The organism is Burkholderia sp. BCC1996 (genome assembly GCF_905339955.1).
GTDB lineage: Bacteria > Pseudomonadota > Gammaproteobacteria > Burkholderiales > Burkholderiaceae > Burkholderia.
This window is the reverse complement of record NZ_CAJPHM010000036.1, coordinates 38,108-52,738: the sequence shown is the minus strand read 5'-3', so window position 1 is coordinate 52,738 and position 14,631 is coordinate 38,108. Positions and strand designations below refer to the sequence as shown.

Genomic DNA, 14,631 nt, shown 5'->3' with positions numbered 1-14,631 from the left:
CGCCGCGATTGCCGGCCGCTCGCGATACCCGGCTTCCGGCGCGCCATGCGGCAGCATGCTCAACGACGCGAGTCTACCCGGTGAAGCTCGACGGCTTTCACCGATATCAGATATTCATAGACGCATTGCAGGAACGTGTAATGCCATCCTGCGCGCCCGTCGAGAAACGATCGGCGGACAGCCATCATGTAGAAAAACTTGAACAAGGGCCGACACGGCATTCTGTAGAACAGCGCCTTCTGATGAAATCGTCGAACATTGAAGTCGCGGTCGAACAGCGCCTTGACGACCGAAAAATCGGCCTGCTGCCGGCGAAGCAGCTCGCCGGCTTCCATCGACGAATAGACGTTGTGCTTGCCGATCCAGTGAGCCATGCCTTTCGAGAAGGGAAAGTGATCCAGCGGCCCGGCCAGTTCGTGAATATCGCCGTCAACGATCAGAACCTCGTTGACCTCGCGTTCGTAGTGCACACGCGACGGACGCACGAATCGAATAAAGTATGGCGAGATTTGCGCATGCTTCAACCATCGACCCAGGAAGTAGTCTCTACGTCGCATCCTGGCCGCACCGATCCCGTCGGGCACATCGGAAACAAAGCGACGAAGTTCATCCAGCAGTTCCGGGGAGGGTCGCTCATCCGCATCCAGGATCAACAGCCATTCGTGCTTGAAGCCGAAATTCCGCAACGCGTGGTTACGTTGCGCGGCAAAACCGTCGAATTCCCGCGTCACGACATGCGCACCGAACGCGGTTGCGATTTGCACGGTGCGGTCTTCGCTTATCGAATCGAGGACCCAGATGTCGTCCACGCCATCGATGCTCTTCAGGCATCCCGGCAGGTCCGATTCCTCGTTCTTCGTCAGGATCAGGACCGAGAATCCGTATGTCATTCCGCACCTCTGCGCACGCGCGAATTGATTCGACGGGCAGGCATACCGGCATACACTGCCCACTGCTCTTCGAGCGGCCGCGACACGACGGCCCTCGCCCCCACCACGGCACCCTCGGGTACGACCGCCCCCGGCGCAAGAAAAGCCTCGGCACAGACCCACGCGTGATCACCTACTGTAATGGGACGCGTCACGAGCTGGAAATTGCGGGAATTGATATCGTGCGAACCGGCACACAGGTGCGCGCCTTGCGAAATCACGGCATAGCTCCCGATCTTGATATTGGCCATGTTGTAGAGAGTCACGCCATCCGCGATGCCGACATGCGAACCGATTTCCAGCATCCACGGCGCCCAGATCCTGACGCGCGGATACACATGAACATGCGGGCCCAGTTTTGCGCCGAACGATCTGAGCAACAGCGATCGCCACCCATGCAGCGGCCTGGGACTGAACCTGAACAGCAAGACATAGGCCACGCCCCAGACAGCACGACGCAGCCGATTCGAGAGGTTGAACGACGGCTCGGTGAAGGGATCATTACCGTCAATAATCATACGATCGAGAAATGAGCGAGAGGCGAATCCGCGCCGATCGGCACGGGAACAAATCACGTCGGCGCTCTGTTGCCGCCAACAGCCACCGGGACGAACATGCCGAGTCGTAAGTCTACCGCCGCGCGTGCCCGTTCAAGTCGCATCATTCCGCCAAAATCTAGTTGTTCACGCACATTGCTCCCGGTCCTCGCGGGCTGCGAGGCTATCATCGAATCGATCGAATTACGTTTCGACGCGCTTCAATTTTTCCGAGAGCCGAATCATGAAGGTTAGCGTTGCGGTATGCGGCCGGTTTCACTTCCACAACTATATCGATCGGCTCGACGAGCTCGGAATCCTGGATACGTTCTACTACTCCCACAAAGCGCGTGCCTCTTCGTTCTCGCTGTCGCGTGGCCGGGCGGTCAATATCTGGGCGAAGGAATATGCAGTTCGGGCTCACGCGAAGCTGTTAAAGGGCTGTCTGAGCGATCAGCTTTTCCCGGCATACCACGATCTGTGGCAGTTCGGCGTGCAATTCAACTGGCGGCCGACACCGCTTCTGCATGTCATGGCACATGGCACTTCACGGCACATCGTCGCCAGGGCGAAGCGCGAAGGCTCGATCGTGATCGGGGAGGTCGTCAACACGCATCCACTCTATCGAGATCGGCTCCTGTCGGAAGAAGAGGACCGGCGCGGACTGCCACGCATTCGGCGGATCAATCGGCAACAAAGGCGGCTGATCGATGAAGTAAATCTCTATGACTACGTCCTGGCACCGTCGTCGATCGTGCGAGATTCATTCATTCAGTACGGCGTTCCCGCGAGCATCATCAAGGTGATTCCCTATGCGGCCAATGTGAAGCGATTCCGTCCGTTGGAACAGCGGGGCATGGATGCAAGTCGCTTTGGTATCCTTTGCGTTGGACAGGTCAGCCTGCGCAAGGGTCAGCTCTATCTCCTGGAAGCCGTCAATCGGCTCGGCGACAAGCGTGCACATGTCACGTTGATCGGACAGATCGATCCGACGGTCGAGCCGCTGCTCGCTCCGTACCGCCACCTTTTCACCCACATTCCTCGAGTAGACAACGCGCAGCTCAACGACTACTACAACGCGGCAGATCTTTTCGTCCTGCCGTCTCTTGAAGAGGGGCTCGCCGTCGTTCTGTGTGAGGCGCTCGCGACCGGCCTGCCGATCGTGGCGACGAGGGAATCCGGTGCCGCCGAGATCATCGAGCATGGTCGCAGCGGCACGATCGTCTCCTCCGGATCCGTCGAACGGCTGGCCGATGCCATCGGCGAGATGATCGGCTCGCCCGACAAGCGCGCGGAACTTTCGCGTCACGCGCGCATCGCGGCAGCCGGCACGCACAACTGGACCCAGTATGTCGACAAGTTGCAGCAGGTCTATGCCGGCTGCCTCCAGCCGGTGCGCGACGTGCGTTCAGGCATGTGACGGCTGCGCCCGGTACCATTGATGGGCTGATCCTATCGGCTAATCCTCGATGCGGCGCCGGGAATCCCGACCGATAAGCCCTGCACTCCCGGAAGCATGCCGGCGACCGACTTCCCCATCCCGGCATTCCGCGCGGAGCGCAGGCTCGATACCGAACCGGTGCCCATTCCCGAGTACATGCTGCCGCGCGCGTACCCCATCCGCTCCAGGTCAGCTGCGTACGGATTCTTCGCGCCGGCGGCCGCCGTCGCGAATGTCCGCAATTCGCTCGCATCCGATGCGGATTGCCGATAACTTCCCGAGTTTCCTTTCAACGTGTCTCCAGCCGGGTCGCCATAGATCGCGCGTGCCTGTGCCTCGGCGCCGCTGGATCCCGGCTGCCCGTGACACCCGGGCAACGCACAGGTTGCGAGCGATGTTGTCGGCGCCATTACCGCCGCCGCGATCGACACGGCGCACTGAAGCAGTATCGCCTTTCGTCCGTTGAACATCCCGCTTGCCTCATTCATCTCGATTCACCTCATCGGTCAGCAGAATTTTGATCTTCACGTGCGTCGCCAACGCCGAACGCCCGGTATTGCATACGACTCTCAATCGCACGATTCGGACGTTCGGCAAAGCAGTTAGCTGGTCGCGTGACATCCCCAGCACGTGGCGCTCACCGATTGTCCGTATACCCGGCGCCGACATGTCGACGGCACCTCGCCACACCGGGCGGCCGGTGTAATCCAGTCCCGTCAGCATGAGCGTTGCGCTGGATTCGCTTCCAGCGGTCGCATGCGCGTCACCGATCTCTACGGCCAACTCGCGTGCTCGCCGATGGATCGTAAGATCGAATGGACGTTGACGAGCGCCGCCGCCGAAGTCGAATCCGACGTCGATGGCGTCATCGTCGTGGTGAGCATCGCGAATGCGCGCGTCGTCGGCATTCAATTGAACGGCAACATCAAACGACGCTTCCGAGATACTTCGTGGGCTCGAAAATCGGGCTTCCATATCGGATTGCGCCCCGACGATAGCCGGATCGACGATCGTCAAACGCTTGCAGATGTTGGCCATCAATACCTGATTGACCCGCACCGTCACCGCGGAGTCTCGCGCCTTGACGCCGATTGCCGTGCGGCCGCTCTCGAGCCATATCCCCGTCACATCGAATTGCGGTTGACCGCTTTCGTTTCGAAGCACGGAGCCGATCGTCAATCCACGTGGCACCGGGTCGTTGATTCCGGAGAAATCGGTATACAAGACGCCTGATCTCATTCCGGTCACCTTGACCCTGACGACGCCGCCTCCCGTCGTCAGCGGCATGAGGGTGCCCTGGGCGGGAACCAGCCTGGGTCGATTGAACACGACCGACTCCATCGGCGTAGAGAAACTGAGCGTCACGAACGCGCTCGCTGCCCGTCTCGCTCCAACGAACGTGACGTCATTGAACTCGACGTTGCGGCAGCTGACGATCGGAATGGGTTCTTCTATCGTCGAATCGTTCACGACGATCTGGTTAACCGCCGGACCGTTCGAAAAGAAGCCGATCCGGCAGCGGTTGTATTCGATCCTGTCAACGAGTTTGTCGTTCTCAACGAAGCGGATGTACGAGTCGTTGACGACGATGGTTCCACTGGCGGACGGATAGAAATAGCCATTGACCCGGACGCGATTGCATACGATCAGGTCTGACGAAAATGCGTACAGGCTGCCGTCGAGGGAACTGACATCGGCGTCGCGGCGATCGCGCGAGGACAGGAATTCCAGATCGTCGAGCACGATGCGCGTGGCGACGCGAAAACCAGCCCTATCCAGGCTCAGGATGCGCGCGGCGCCCGTCGCATCGGCCGCACGATACGCCTCGTCGCCGTTCTGCACGATATCGGCCCAACGGGCGTCGTAGGCGTTCCGGAGCGGCACGGCAAGCTCGACGGTGTCGGCACCGACTTTCGCGACCGTGTTTCGCTCGAAATATCGAATCGACGGCGGGTACCCCTGCGAATCCTGGTTGAAGCCGTAGACCAGGACCGGCATACCCGCCCGATATTTCGACGCGGCATCGGCGCTCGACAGCCGAACGTGCGATGTGCCGGCGGCCACCGATCCGATACGGTCGCCGTTGACGAACTCGCCGAAGCCGGGTATCGAGCCGGCGTGATCAAGAAAGTAGTCCTGGTTGATAATGAGCGGTACACGTTCGGTCGTCGATTGCGACGTCCCGACATTGCACAATTGCGTGCCTCTTCCACCTCGTACGTGCACGTCCGCGACACCTTGCAGCCACCTGCCGGTCAGGATATTCAGCCTCCCGTCCGGCAAGATGAGATCGAATGCGGTGTCTGAGCCCCGCATCTTCTCGCGAATCCGCAGTAATCCCCTGGAATTCTGTTCCGCGGATGCATCTGCCGATACTCCGTATGCTGCGGCATCGATCACTTCACGGACCGATGGCCCTGGGCGCCGTTCGAATGCACCGGCGTCGCCTGGAATCGCTTCCGCGCCCGCGGCGGATGCAATCAGCTTCAGGAACGCACGCCTCGATTGCTTCACGATGTCGACTCCGGTATCTGATTCGTGACCATGCCTGGAAATGCTCGCAGACGCGACGCTTTTCGCGGTTCATACCGGTCAATTCGCTTCATGCCACCGAACCGACCGCGCCCCGGCGTACCGTGTCCGCAGTGGCTGCCGGCGCTCGAATCCGCGCCATTCTGATCTTGCCCGCGGTCACCAGAATATAGACGGCAACGAACGAGAACCCGAAGAAATACGCCATCGGCACGCCGCCATCGCGAAACAGCGTCGAGATATAGCCATTGAAAATCCAGTATGACGCAAACAGTTTCGGACTCGCCGTATACGTGACACGGTGATGAAACCGGTACAGGAACAGACCAACCAGGAACATTCCGCCGACCAGCGACGGGAATCCGAATATCGAATACAGGTCGGCATGCAACGACCAGGTCAGCGCAAAGAAATTCCCATATTTCAGAAGGTTGATTCTTTGCGTCGTCGTCGGCTTGTCAGGCCAGATCGCGCGAGGAATCGGCCATACGAGCAGCCGCAGGTACTGCGTTCCCCAGTTGAACCCCGTTCTTTCCGGTACCAGCTCGTAAATTGCCGACGACACGTCGAACTCCTGGAAGTCGCTCGTTCCGGCACCAACCGCTCTCGACTTCTGATATCGATCCACGATCTCCGAAATGCTTGTGTCACCCGTCAGAATCTTGCGCGCCGCGAGGCGATCCGACCCGACTACGTCGAATACGAGGATCAGGCAAACGCCGATAATGATCGTCTTCATCGCGAAGCTGCGGCGACCACGCCGCATCAACCCGATGGTCAATGCGCTCAGCACGACGATGACGAACGACAGGCGCTGTGCGCCAACCAGTATGCGCAACAGCACGAATGCGCCGATCCCTGCAACCATCGGCGGCGTCACGCCATAAGCGAGGATCAGGATCAGCAGCGCTGCCGGAATGAATTCCGCAAACGCCATTAGATAGCCGGACACGCCCACCAGGCGTTGCCCGCCATTCGAATCGACCTGCACTTCGAACGATTGGACCGAATCGATGCCGGCCGTCCCGTACGCGACGTGCGTCGAATACAAGCCGAGCGCAACGAGAACGATCAAAGCCGCGAAAAATCGTACCTTGTCGGTGATGACGAGGCGGGTCGGCGGAATCATCAGCTGTCGAAGATTGCGCGGTTCCACAAGCGCCGGCAGGATGACCGCGGCGAGCAGCGCACAATTGATATTGAGGCACGTCAGCCAGAGCGTTCCGTCCGATGGTGTCAACCCGATGGTGTTCCACAGCAGGGATTTGCCGATCAGATAAATGTTGATCGGGCGTATGACATATCCCAGGAAGTGATAGATCAGGTAAAGGAAAATCGGATGATAAATGGGCATGCGCATCGCCATGACGAAGGCGAAGCACATGCCCCAGCACAGTAGATTGATTACCGCGATATAGCCTATGATTTCCATGTCATCTCTTCGCCGGTCGCATACTCACTCGATCACGCAAGACGGCTTCTCGCGAAGCCCCATCAGCCATCCATAAACGTCGGCCATCTGTGTGGCAACGACATTCCATGTGAAATGACTTTCGACCAGCGCTCTCCCTCCATTGCCCATTGCAACGAGCCTCGCATCGTCGGTGGCATACAGTTCGTCAAGGAAGGCCCGCAATCCCTCGACCGAGTTGAGAATCTCGAATGCGGCGTGTCGGGAAAATCCGATCGACAGATTGCATTCGCGCGTCAGCGCGATCGGTTTTCGGAATGACCATGCTTCGAGCGGCACCATCGGCAACCCTTCGCTGAATGACGGCAGGATCACGCAATCGCAAGCTGCGTAGGTTTTTTCCTTGTCCTGGCCGAATTGCGGGCCGATGAAATGGACACCGTCGCCGCTCACGCCCTCGCTGACCATGCCGCGCAACTTACTGATGTAGGAAGGATCCCCCCAGCCACCGACGATCAGATTCCAACGGCCATTAATCGAATTCGCCACGACGCGATCCTTCCAGGCCGTCAGCAGGTTCTCCAGGCCCTTCTTGGGATGCAACCGTCCGAAGTAGAGCAGCAGTTTCCTGGATGCCAGTTCACCGGTCCACCAGGACGGCAACCCGGGGTTTTCCAGTTCCGGAATCGCCACACCGTTATGCACGACAGCGATCGGCTGCTTCAGACCCACGGCCCGGATCGCATCCGCCTCTTCCCGATTGAGTGCATGAAAGCAGGCAGCGCGATTCAGATGGCTACGTTCATAAGCGGCGAGCGCAATCCATTTCTTCAGTTTCGAACGATTCAGGATCCATTGATCGAGCATGCCGTGCGGCGAGATGACGTAGGGCTTGCGTCGACGCCGATTCCACGCGACGACATCCGCCGACGGGTGCATCCAGATTCCGTGCGTGTGAACGATGTCGGCATCGGATGCCAGCAGTGAAGTACGCAAGGCCGGCGAGTAGCCGAGCATCGCGGGACCGACCGCGTCGCAGGTCGTCACCTGCGTCCCCCGCCATTGCGGAAGATCGCTGTTGGTGTTCGCATCGTTCAGTGCGAATACGCGCGGTACGAACCCCTTCGACGGGAGCGCGAGTGCAAGGCCACGTACCGCGTCGAACAGGCCGCCACCGGTTCTGGACGCGGACGCCGTTACGAATCCGACCTGATGGCCCGGCGCCTGGTCATGATGGAGGTCGACCGTCCGAGTCACGCGGCCTCCCGCAGGAGATCCGCAAACCGCGGATACAGGCGACGATAGCGCTCGACCGCACGGTCGATCTCCTCCTGCCCCCGGGACGGCGCCCGATAGTCGGCAATCATCGTCCTCGCGACCTCGTTCACATTGAACCCGTCGATGTCGTGAACGCGGGCGCTCAGGCCGAGGTCCGTCATGATGCCGCTCGTTTTGGGCAGGTAGGAGAGCGCCACGAGCGGCCGCCCTGCCAACAGGCCGAAGATGCATGAATGAAAGCGGCTACCCAGAAATACCGAGGCGCCGGCGATGATGCTCCTGACGTCGGCCACGGGTCGATCCTTCTGATCCAGGATGACGAATCCGGGACACCGTTCAGCGATCTGGCGGCCCACCGGCAGATCGGCCGCGACCTGGTTGACGATGACGATCCGGACGCCCAGCGTGTCGTGCAGGACATTCAGCAACTCACACAAGTTGCGCACATACCGTTCCTTGGCCTGCGCCTGGTCAGCGGCGAGCGGAAACGCCCATTCGATCACCGAGACAGCGATATAAGGCTCGTCCGGCTCAATTCCGAGTTCCGCTTTCATCGATGCGGTCGCGGCCGGCGTCGCTGCATGCCAAAAAGCAAGATCGCCCGTTCTGGCCACCCGCGCTGCCGGCAACGCGAGCGTCTCGACGACAAAATGGTACGACTCGCTTTCCCGCACGCAGATGAGGGACGCTTTCGCGAGCACCTTTGCGGCAAACCACCGGCCGCGCCTGGAGCGGATCGGACCGACGCTCTGCGGCGCCAGAACCACGGTGGCGCCGAATTTCGAAGCCGCCCAGATCTGGATCAGGTTGGCGTAGTACGACGGATTGGAATCCTCAAGATACCCCCCCGGACAACTGACGACGACATCGGCTTTACCGAGCGCATCGATGGCACGTCGTTGCTCGACCGGAATCAGCCGGCCGAGCAGCCACGGTCGCCGCAACGTTACATAGCAGATCGTGATGCCCTGGCGAACGACATTGCACAGACGGCGGCGCCACACGTGCTTCGATACGCAGTTCCCGAGCCGCTCGTGCCACGTTACCCGCGGCAGATGGGCGCGTTGCGTCGACGGCTGGTATGCGATACCGCTGAGAGATGCGTTCGGATAGGCTTCGAGGATTTCGTCGATACACACCTCGATGAGCGCCGCATCGCCTTTGTTCACCGCGCCAAAGACATTGGCCACAACGACATGATTCACTTGCATTTCGAGAACCCGTTCGCGAAGTTCAACACATTTTCGGAAAACCGCTGCAAATTCCAGTCATCGAGATTCCACGGAAAGTTTCGCCTGAGCGCGGACAGCTTCTCGTCGTCAAGCAGTGTCGCGACGCCGCGGTCGATGTCTGCATCCGTTCCATCCGTGACGAACCCGTTCTCGCCGTGTCGGACCAGTTCGTGCGCAGCCCCGCAGCCGTCGCTGCACAATACGGGCGTCCCGCACGCGAGCGCCTCGTTCAAGCACAGTCCCCACTGGTCATAGTCACTCAAGAGCATCATGAAATTGGCAAGCGACAGGAAAACCGGCATGTCCTGATTGGGAACCAGCCCTTTGAACACGACGTCGCGCGCGATTCCGAGGCGCTCGCAGCGCGCGCGCAGCGACGCCTCGAGTTCACCGGCGCCTATGATTAGCAGCGAGACACCGATCGTCCTTGCCCGCGATCGCGCGTACGCGTCGATGACTTTGTCGACACGTTTGCGGGCTACCAGCCGCGACACGCAAACGATGTACTTTTCCGGCAATCCCATCTGCGTGCGAAGCTCGTCGGGCCGCAAGCGGGCCGCCGCGGCGGCTTTCGTGAACCGGCTGTTGTCGACCACGTCGTAACCGACGCGGACGCGCTCCGCCGGGATGCCGAGGAACTGGAAGTACTGACGTTGCCGGCGCCCTGCCACGATCGCGCCGTCATACAGACACGCAAGCCGGGCCTTGAGCAGCTCGCGGCCCGGCCGGCGCACACCGTCGTCGAACTTGCTGTCGGCGCAAAACACGATTTTCGTGCGGCGCGCCAACCACCGGTAGATCAGCCCGACGATCGAATATGGAAAGTTGTATCCGATGGTCACGATCATGTCCGGCTTCTCACGAACGATCTCCCTGAACAGGCACGCTAGGAATAGCGGCCGCGTGTACCGCGCGCGTTCCTTCGACACGTACCGCCAGCCGCTTTCCGGTGCATCGCATCCGGAGCGCTGTGCGTCTCGATGCAGGTAATCCGTCGATTTGCGATTCATCACCAGCACGCGAAAATCGACGTTTACCTGCACGAGACGGCGCTCCGCATCGTTCAAGCGCGCGGTATGGTAATCGCCGATGCTACCGATCAAGAACAGAACCTTCATATTCCTTCTCGCGATACTCTTGAAATACCTCGTATTCGCCGAAGAGAACCAGGAATACGTCGAGCCCCAGCAGACAGATCGCGACGGATACGAGTCCCCCATGGCGCACGGCGAACAGTCCGGCGACGATCGCAATGCTGGCGGCGAGCAGATACGCGAACGCAAAGCGGATATGGCGATTGATCGCAATCACGAAGATGGAAGCCGATTGCCACAGCGAATTCGCGACCATCGACAGCAACAGGATGTCGAACAACGTCGAATCGAAAACGACGTGCTTGCCCGTCCAAGCTGCATAAAACCGCTCTCCGTACGCGCTCATTGCGATACCGACCGTGCCCGCGACAGCCATCGTGACAATCGTCAGTCTGCGCTTGATACGTATGACGTCGCCCTTTCTGCCGACGGCGGCAAGCTTCGACACTTCCGACCAGACCGAGTTTGACAACAGGTTCATCATTTGCACGGCTACTCGCGTAAGCGTTCGCATCGTGGAAAACGCCGCCACCTGCGCCGGACCGAGTGCCGTCCCGATCACCCAAAGGATTCCCTGGAAATTCAGTCCGTTGCTGAGCGGGAATCCGAGGAACGCCAAGGACGGAACCAGCGATTTTCTGAGCCACGCCCAGTCGATCGTCAATGGAAGCAGCGTGGCCCAAGGGCAATAGCGCTTCTTCACGATCTGCTGCGCGGCGAAGCCGGCAATGCGCGCGACGAGCATGCCGGTGGCAACCGCGATCGGTGTCTTGAATATCACCAGCGCGATCAACCCGAACGCCAGCGCGACAAAGCGCGTCACATTCAGAATACCGACGGACAGCGCATAGCAATTGGCACTTCGCAACGCGGCTGTCTGGGGGCCATACATCACGCTCAGGCATACGTCTCCAATCAGAATCAGCGCGACGAACCTGACCTCGTCCCCCGACATGTACCGGAACACGTGGCCGCCAGCGCCCAGGATCCACCACGCCGCGCCCGACACGATCAGCACGATAAGCACGAACATGGCGACCGTGGCAGCGAGCGTCCGGTAAATCACCTGAAGTCGTTCGTGATCTCCGACTGCCGCCCGCTGGTCCATCTCGTTAGCCGCAACGGTCGACAAGCCCAGGTCACTCAACGCGAGGTAGGTAGGAATCGTCGAGATGAGAATCCATTCCCCGTATTTCGCTGCGCCCCATACCGACAAAAACAGGGGTACCGATACGATCTGGGCGAAAACACTCACGGCCTGTCCGAGACCGTGAGCGAGAAATGCCTTGATGATGCGTTGTGCCGACATGGTGGGTTCGAATCGATAGCCGGGCAAGGCGTGTCGTCCGTGCCCGGTCTTGGAATCATTGCCGCGGTGCGTATTCGTACTGGTACGCGTACTTGTATTTCCCGTATGCGTACCCCCCGGTGTTCAGCGGCAGGTCGTTGAAGATCACACCTTTCAGTGTCCCGCCCCCCTGGCGCAACTGCTTGATTGCCATTTCCACTTCTCGCGGCGGATTCGCGCCGAAGCGCAACACCAGCAGCGTCACACCCGCGTAGCGGCCGACGATGGCGGGGTCCGTGACGGCCAGCACCGGCGGGGTATCGACAATGACGTTGTCGTATCGGGACGACAGATGATTCAACACTTTTTCGAAGTTGGGATGCAGCAGCAGCTCGGCCGCATTCGGAGGCAGTTCGCCGGTAGGCATGAAGTCAAGGCCCTTCACGAGCGTGTCGCGCTGAATGAATTCGCCGGCATCCCCACCTGATCGGATCAATTCCGTCAATCCGCGCCCTCGCGTCGCCCCGACGTAGCGGTGCAGGTAGCCGCGACGAAGATCGCCGTCGATCAGCAATACTCTCTTTCCCGTACTCGCCATCAGTGCCGCGAGGTTGATGGCAATGAACGACTTGCCCACGCCCGGAGCGGGGCCGGTCAGCATGAGGATGTTGTTTTTGGCGTCGAATTGAGCGAACTGCAGTGCGGTACGCAAGCTGCGGATGGCTTCGACAGCGAGGTCGGTCGGTGCGGCCTTGGCCAGCAACGGCGTATCGCTGCCGCCCGATCTCTCGATTCGTCCGAACGTCGACTGTTGCTCACTATGCGGAATCGTCGCATAGACAGGAATCCCGAACTTGTCTTCCACTTCGGCCGGATCCTCGATGCCGCTGCGCAACGCCTTGAACGCGAAGGCGGTGACCAACCCGAGGAATATGCCGAGCGTCGTGGCCACGAGGATGATCAGGCCGGGACGCGGCCATACCGGCACTGTAATCAGCTCCGCGCCGTCGAGCAGACGGACGTTGCCGGTCTTGCCCGCCTTCAGCACCCTCAATTGTTCGACGTTGTTGAGCAGCGTGGTATAGATTTCCTGAGCCACCATCGCGTCACGAGCGAGGCCGACGGTATCCTGCTCATTGGCCGGAATCGCTTTCAGTCGCTGGTTGAATCCGGCGATCTGGGCGTTGACGGTATCGAGCTGTCGATTGACGGCGTCGACGTTCGGATGCTGCGGAGTGAAACGCTGAAGCAGCTGGTCACGTTGAAGCACGAGCTGGCTCTTCTGAACCTCCGCCTGCACGATCTGATTCAGCAAGCTCTGCGCCTCGACGGGCAGATCGACGATGGTGTTTTTCGTCCTGTAATTGTTGTACTTCGTTTCGGCCTTCGTCAGATTGTCCTTCAACCCCGGCAACTGGCGGTCGAGAAACCGAATCATGTTGTCGGCTTCCGCCGACTTTCTGTCGACGTTCTGCTTGACATACAGCCGCGCAATCTCGTTCAGCACCGCCTGGGTCTTATGCGGATCGTCGCTGCGCCAGACCGTGCTGATGATGCCGGAATCTTTCCCTTGCTCCGAGATGTTGAGAGACTTCTGAAGTCGCGTGATGACATCGAGACGCTTCGAGTGAATCAGCTGGAATCGCGTCCCCGGCCGGCCGACGAGGCGCTCGACTGTCACCGCGACCACGCCGCCCGGGATCGACGCACGACACACCTTGCCGACGTCGCAATGATCAACCACCGCCTCGTCGTCGGGCGAACGTAGGCTGTACTGGCCGTTCGGCAGCGCAGTCACCGTCCAGATGCGACCGTTGTACTGCGACGGCACCTCCATCTGCGTGACTTCGATTGCCTCGTTCCCCCATGCGAAGGAAGGCAGGTTCAGGCGTGGCGCTCCCTCGACAGGCGCCGGCACCCGTGACGCGAGGAAACGGCCGAACAGCGGGAAATAGATCGGTTTCGCGTCGATATCCAGATGTACTGCATCCACGGTAGGACCGAGGATCATGCGCGACCTCAGAATCTCGATCTCAGTCGTAGCAGCCGTCTTCAGTTCGAACATGCTCGCCAGATCGCCCAGAGCCGACCCGATCGAATTGCCGTTCTCTTCGACCTGCACCAGGATGTTCGACTCGTAGGTAGGTTTCGTGATCAACGCATACACGGCGCCCAGCAACGCTGCACCGAGCGCGAACGCGAGAATTACGTTCCTATATTCCAGCAGCGCGGCCAGGTGCTCGCCGAGACTCGTGCTTTCCTCGGCTGAGGAACTGCGTTGCTTGGACAGGAATTCATCTGCTTCTTGCATGGGCTTGGTTCAATTGGTTGAGTTGCTGAAACGTGTCCGGATCGGGGCCTTTCATTCCCTTCACCGGCCTTGCCGGGATGCCAGCCGCTCAGCGCGTCTGCAGTGCATCCGGTTCCGTGACGCGCCGGCCGGAAGTCGCAATCCTTTCCGACCACTCGCTCACGCCTTGTTCGATCGAGCCGAGTGCCGTCTCGAACGCTTCCCGACCGCGCCTGAACGGATCTTGAATATCGGCACCGCCGAATTCCCCCAGGCGAAACACCCGCCCTCTCGACAGGGGATTCAATCTTTCGACATAGCGCTTCTGCTCCATGTCCATAACGAGCACCAGATCGGCGTGCATGCAATGCGAGCGCAATAGTTGCCTTGCACGATGACCTTCGATGTCAAAGCCTCTCGCCCGCATCAATTCCCTGGCGACTGGGTCCGCCTGCTCCCCGACCAGCGCACCTACACCCGCGGATTGCACGATGCAATCCGGTAGCTCGCTCGCCAGCATGGCCTCGGCCATCGGGCTGCGACATATATTTCCGATACAGACAACCAAAATGGACCGAATCATCGATATTTCCCGGTATC

Annotated in this window: 12 protein-coding genes; 1 reads left to right on the top strand and 11 read right to left on the bottom strand. The window is 59.9% G+C overall.

Translation table 11 applies throughout. The features are described 5' to 3' along the window. Positions 1–59: 59 nt before the first annotated feature. Entirely contained in the window at positions 60–890 is an 831-nt protein-coding gene (locus tag U4Z64_RS33600) for a glycosyltransferase family 2 protein (RefSeq protein ID WP_321822259.1), read from the bottom strand. Then, positions 887–1,447, bottom strand: a complete 561-nt coding sequence (locus U4Z64_RS33595) for a putative colanic acid biosynthesis acetyltransferase (protein ID WP_124571941.1) — start codon at positions 1,445–1,447, stop codon at positions 887–889. The genes U4Z64_RS33600 and U4Z64_RS33595 overlap by 4 nt, the downstream gene beginning before the upstream one ends. Before the next feature lie 262 nt (positions 1,448–1,709). Between U4Z64_RS33595 and U4Z64_RS33590 the strand changes: the two genes are divergently transcribed. Then, complete coding sequence (locus tag U4Z64_RS33590) at positions 1,710–2,885, top strand: glycosyltransferase family 4 protein (RefSeq protein ID WP_321822258.1); 1,176 nt, start codon at positions 1,710–1,712, stop codon at positions 2,883–2,885. A 32-nt stretch (positions 2,886–2,917) separates the two neighbouring features. On the opposite strand, the gene U4Z64_RS33585 is transcribed toward U4Z64_RS33590, so the two are convergent. The 9 genes from U4Z64_RS33585 to U4Z64_RS33545 form a co-directional block, all read right to left on the bottom strand. Further along, positions 2,918–3,394, bottom strand: coding sequence for a hypothetical protein (locus U4Z64_RS33585; RefSeq protein ID WP_321822257.1), 477 nt, complete (start codon positions 3,392–3,394; stop codon positions 2,918–2,920). Further along, complete coding sequence (locus tag U4Z64_RS33580) at positions 3,387–5,420, bottom strand: hypothetical protein (RefSeq protein ID WP_321822256.1); 2,034 nt, start codon at positions 5,418–5,420, stop codon at positions 3,387–3,389. The genes U4Z64_RS33585 and U4Z64_RS33580 overlap by 8 nt, the downstream gene beginning before the upstream one ends. Positions 5,421–5,508: 88 nt before the next feature. Further along, positions 5,509–6,870: an O-antigen polymerase gene (locus tag U4Z64_RS33575; RefSeq protein WP_321822255.1), complete on the bottom strand. Its 1,362-nt coding sequence runs from the start codon at positions 6,868–6,870 to the stop codon at positions 5,509–5,511. A 24-nt stretch (positions 6,871–6,894) separates the two neighbouring features. Beyond that, on the bottom strand, positions 6,895–8,106 hold the full coding sequence (locus U4Z64_RS33570) for a glycosyltransferase (RefSeq protein ID WP_321822254.1): 1,212 nt from the start codon (positions 8,104–8,106) through the stop codon (positions 6,895–6,897). Continuing rightward, complete coding sequence (locus tag U4Z64_RS33565) at positions 8,103–9,332, bottom strand: polysaccharide pyruvyl transferase family protein (RefSeq protein WP_321822253.1); 1,230 nt, start codon at positions 9,330–9,332, stop codon at positions 8,103–8,105. The genes U4Z64_RS33570 and U4Z64_RS33565 overlap by 4 nt, the downstream gene beginning before the upstream one ends. Then, on the bottom strand, positions 9,329–10,477 hold the full coding sequence (locus U4Z64_RS33560) for a glycosyltransferase (protein WP_321822252.1): 1,149 nt from the start codon (positions 10,475–10,477) through the stop codon (positions 9,329–9,331). The genes U4Z64_RS33565 and U4Z64_RS33560 overlap by 4 nt, the downstream gene beginning before the upstream one ends. Next, a complete protein-coding gene (locus tag U4Z64_RS33555; protein ID WP_321822251.1) occupies positions 10,452–11,762 on the bottom strand; it encodes a hypothetical protein in 1,311 nt (436 codons plus the stop codon). Before U4Z64_RS33555 ends, U4Z64_RS33560 begins: the two co-directional genes overlap by 26 nt. A gap of 55 nt (positions 11,763–11,817) precedes the next feature. Next, a complete protein-coding gene (locus U4Z64_RS33550; RefSeq protein WP_321822250.1) occupies positions 11,818–14,052 on the bottom strand; it encodes a polysaccharide biosynthesis tyrosine autokinase in 2,235 nt (744 codons plus the stop codon). Between the two features lie 88 nt (positions 14,053–14,140). Continuing rightward, positions 14,141–14,614, bottom strand: a complete 474-nt coding sequence (locus tag U4Z64_RS33545; protein ID WP_321822249.1) for a low molecular weight protein-tyrosine-phosphatase — start codon at positions 14,612–14,614, stop codon at positions 14,141–14,143. Positions 14,615–14,631 lie beyond the last annotated feature (17 nt).

Coding starts and splice junctions, on each gene's coding strand:
- U4Z64_RS33600 (WP_321822259.1), bottom strand. CDS start 890: ATGACATACGGATTCTCGGTCCTGATCCTGACGAAGAACGAGGAATCG.
- U4Z64_RS33595 (WP_124571941.1), bottom strand. CDS start 1,447: ATGATTATTGACGGTAATGATCCCTTCACCGAGCCGTCGTTCAACCTC.
- U4Z64_RS33590 (WP_321822258.1), top strand. CDS start 1,710: ATGAAGGTTAGCGTTGCGGTATGCGGCCGGTTTCACTTCCACAACTAT.
- U4Z64_RS33585 (WP_321822257.1), bottom strand. CDS start 3,394: ATGAATGAGGCAAGCGGGATGTTCAACGGACGAAAGGCGATACTGCTT.
- U4Z64_RS33575 (WP_321822255.1), bottom strand. CDS start 6,870: ATGGAAATCATAGGCTATATCGCGGTAATCAATCTACTGTGCTGGGGC.
- U4Z64_RS33560 (WP_321822252.1), bottom strand. CDS start 10,477: ATGAAGGTTCTGTTCTTGATCGGTAGCATCGGCGATTACCATACCGCG.
- U4Z64_RS33555 (WP_321822251.1), bottom strand. CDS start 11,762: ATGTCGGCACAACGCATCATCAAGGCATTTCTCGCTCACGGTCTCGGA.
- U4Z64_RS33550 (WP_321822250.1), bottom strand. CDS start 14,052: ATGCAAGAAGCAGATGAATTCCTGTCCAAGCAACGCAGTTCCTCAGCC.
- U4Z64_RS33545 (WP_321822249.1), bottom strand. CDS start 14,614: ATGATTCGGTCCATTTTGGTTGTCTGTATCGGAAATATATGTCGCAGC.